The 2,713-nt window shown below is 53.5% G+C and carries 5 protein-coding genes; 4 read left to right on the top strand and 1 reads right to left on the bottom strand.

Annotated features, from left to right (window positions below; translation table 11 throughout):
- Positions 1–187 precede the first annotated feature (187 nt).
- Positions 188–697, bottom strand: coding sequence for a hypothetical protein (locus FKB36_RS13340; protein WP_261598578.1), 510 nt, complete (start codon positions 695–697; stop codon positions 188–190).
- A gap of 276 nt (positions 698–973) precedes the next feature.
- On the opposite strand from FKB36_RS13340, the gene FKB36_RS13335 reads away from it, so the two are divergent.
- The 4 genes from FKB36_RS13335 to FKB36_RS13320 all read left to right on the top strand — a co-directional run bounded on the left by FKB36_RS13335 (position 974) and on the right by FKB36_RS13320 (position 2,521).
- The gene (locus tag FKB36_RS13335) at positions 974–1,156 is read left to right on the top strand and encodes a hypothetical protein (RefSeq protein ID WP_014867981.1); all 183 of its coding nucleotides are present in this window, start codon (positions 974–976) and stop codon (positions 1,154–1,156) included.
- A complete protein-coding gene (locus FKB36_RS13330; RefSeq protein WP_048104813.1) occupies positions 1,153–1,482 on the top strand; it encodes a type II toxin-antitoxin system PemK/MazF family toxin in 330 nt (109 codons plus the stop codon). Before FKB36_RS13335 ends, FKB36_RS13330 begins: the two co-directional genes overlap by 4 nt.
- A 159-nt stretch (positions 1,483–1,641) precedes the next feature.
- Positions 1,642–1,884 (top strand): hypothetical protein, encoded by a 243-nt coding sequence (locus FKB36_RS13325; RefSeq protein WP_261598577.1) that lies wholly within the window; start codon positions 1,642–1,644, stop codon positions 1,882–1,884.
- Positions 1,885–1,969: 85 nt separating this feature from the next.
- Entirely contained in the window at positions 1,970–2,521 is a 552-nt protein-coding gene (locus FKB36_RS13320) for a hypothetical protein (RefSeq protein WP_261598576.1), read from the top strand.
- The last annotated feature ends 192 nt before the right edge of the window (positions 2,522–2,713 follow it).

Raw genomic sequence — 2,713 nt, 5'->3', positions numbered from 1 at the left:
CTCACTCTCCCGAAAGATGCCAATGTCTATCCCGGTATCAGGTTTATCTTCCTTCAAAAGAGGAACTCAAGAAACGACTGATCGAATGGTCGGAAGAGACGCCGGAGGCAGAGTGATCGTATGACGGTGCCGACCCGGTTCAATTAAGGTCGCACGGGGCTGAAGGTGAAGGGGGTAGGGGTCCCCTTCACGCCAGCGCGGGGACGTCGTCGGCCCAGGTCTCGACCGTGTCCTTGATCGCGTCGTCCTGGTAGGACGAGACCCGGACAGTCTTCCGGGTGAGGGTGACGTAGTAGTCGTCGCCTGAGGGGTCGTGGCACTTGAGCTGCGCGTAGTAGGTCTCGCCGGGGCCGTTCCGGAGGGCATCAGATGCGCCCATCGCGGTCGCAAGAGCCGCGTTATCCAGCACCTCGGCGGCGTTCGCCTCGAAGGCGGCGATCGTCGGGGACTGGAGGGAGACGTTGCCCACCCGCTTGCCCTCGCCGTCGAGGAAGTTGACCTTCGCGGTGTAGTGCTCGCGGTTCCGGATGACCGCCGCGATGGTCTCGCCGCCCTTGGTCGTATATCCGACGCACCCGAAGGGGTTGTCGGTGATGACGGCCTGGATGATGGTGTCAAACGACTCTACATCGGCGATCGGGACGGCAAGGTCCCGGACCGCCGTCTTGTTGACGGTCTTCTGCACGAAGTCTGCCATGGTTGGTTACTCCTTGCCTGCCAGGGTTCCCGGGAATATGACAGACAATCATAAGGTGGACGCGGGAGGATATGAGCCTGACTTTATCGGGGAGCACGGAGCGGGCCCGGCCCGGAATTTGACCTGATTCCTGAGTTTTATGCAGAAGGCCCCCGGTTGAGGTCCGTGGGGTCGGTCACCCCATTGCATGGGTCCCGGGGAGTCATGCGTGATCTTTATGTGGAGTAACAGTAATTACTGTTAGACGAACGAAGGTGCCGATCAGGAGGAATTGCGATGAAATCAGATATTGAGGTTATCAAAGAGGGAGTGACAGAAATAAGGAATATGCTTGACGAGCTGATGCGCCAGCATGAAACCATTGGAATGATGAAGTTATCTGAGCGCTCCCTGCAAGAATTTCTTGAGGCCGAACCAGATATCTATACCCTTGACGATGCGAAGGTCGTGTACCTGTGAAAGGAAAGATTGTCCTCATTCCATTTCCCTTTACCGATCTGACATCTTCAAAGCTTCGTCCTGCCCTCGTCCTCTACCAGGGGAAGTATGATCTCATTCTCGCGTTCATCTCATCTCAAACCCGACCTCAAACAACTGAAGCTGAGATCCATGTCCGGAAGGGTATGCCAGGATTTGAAAACTCGGGGCTAAAGGTGGATTCAGTGATCAGATTGGACAAAATAGCTACTGTTTTGAAGGATCTGGTTATCGCGGAACTTGGTGAGCTTGATGCACACTCTAGAGAGAGTGTCAACAAGAAACTCTGTGCATTATTTCAAATTTAATTTTTGAAGGGCGGCGAAGTGACCTCTGCACCTGTTGAACATGAACTTCCCGCTCCGTAAGTTATGGGGGCGCGGATTCGTCTCTGATTCCCTGATATAACCGTTACGGTCAGCCTTTTTAGGTTCGCTAACCTATCGTCCATCAGGAGGCTTACCTGGATGGAGGAGAAGACCACCCGGGAGCTCGTCTACGAGACGAACCGGGACGTGAAGTGGATCTGCCGGATGTTGCAGAGAATGGAGGCGCAGGACGAGGAGTTTGAGGCCCGGATCCGGGCGTTGGAAGGCTGGCGGGCGGAGAAGGGCGGCGAGGAGAGGAGGGTTTCGACGATCAGCGCCGGGGCCGGCGGGGTCGTGGGCGGGGTGGTGGCGGTGATTGTGCGGGTGCTGGGCGGGGGGTGAAAGGGGAAGGAAAGCCTGCCCCAATATCAGGTGGGAAAAGTTGAATCTAAGTGGCTGTACAGCGCAAGGTCTATGATATCCGAACATGACAGCACCGCAAGTACTCTGTAGACATCCGGATATTATCCGCTTTGAGAGGGAGATCAGAAATATCAATGACTGGGAATTTGCGGGCATATTCACCAGTCAGGGTAAGTTGTTGCACAGATATAGCGGTCGTTACAACGGAATCTTGCATGTTGAGATACCAGATACAGACAGATTGGACTCACAACACCAGATACTGACTCACAATCACCCATCAGACACCTCATTCTCGCTCCCCGATCTGAAGACTGCGTCAAGGTTCAATCTTGCGGAGGTCAGGGTTGTCGGAGAGACGGGAGTATTCTCTATGAAACCCTTCCAGAATGGGTGGCCGGACCCTGATATGATTGAGCGCCGATACCAGGAGATAAACTCTAATCCAGAGTTTGGCTCTCGCATGATCGATGTCGAGTATAGTACTGAGTTCCTTGCTCAGACAAAAGATCCTTATAAAGACCTCTTGCGAATCCGTTCAGATCTTCTCTGTCACCTATTAGCCAAGTCATTCGGACTAATTTATGAGGGAGCACGCTGGGAGACAACGGTATAGAGGGAGATCAGGGCTCCAAACCCTTCAGCAATGCCCTAATCATTATCCTAGGACGTGAATTCTAGGGTAGCGTAACGAAAGTTCTGTAAAATTGAATTGGCCCTGGATCCAACCTAGATTTGGACAAAGGAGAAACAGGGCCATGGATCCCTTAGCGTTAATCGAAGATTATCTTTCCGATCAGGAGAACGG

Origin of the sequence: Methanoculleus formosensis (assembly GCF_025384765.1) — an archaeon.
Lineage (GTDB): Archaea > Halobacteriota > Methanomicrobia > Methanomicrobiales > Methanoculleaceae > Methanoculleus > Methanoculleus formosensis.
This window is presented reverse-complemented; position numbering and strand designations above follow the sequence as displayed.

Excerpts from the sequence above, each read along its gene's own strand:
- FKB36_RS13320 (WP_261598576.1), top strand. The coding sequence starts at position 1,970 with ATGACAGCACCGCAAGTACTCTGTAGACATCCGGATATTATCCGCTTT.
- FKB36_RS13335 (WP_014867981.1), top strand. The coding sequence starts at position 974 with ATGAAATCAGATATTGAGGTTATCAAAGAGGGAGTGACAGAAATAAGG.
- FKB36_RS13340 (WP_261598578.1), bottom strand. The coding sequence starts at position 697 with ATGGCAGACTTCGTGCAGAAGACCGTCAACAAGACGGCGGTCCGGGAC.
- FKB36_RS13325 (WP_261598577.1), top strand. The coding sequence starts at position 1,642 with ATGGAGGAGAAGACCACCCGGGAGCTCGTCTACGAGACGAACCGGGAC.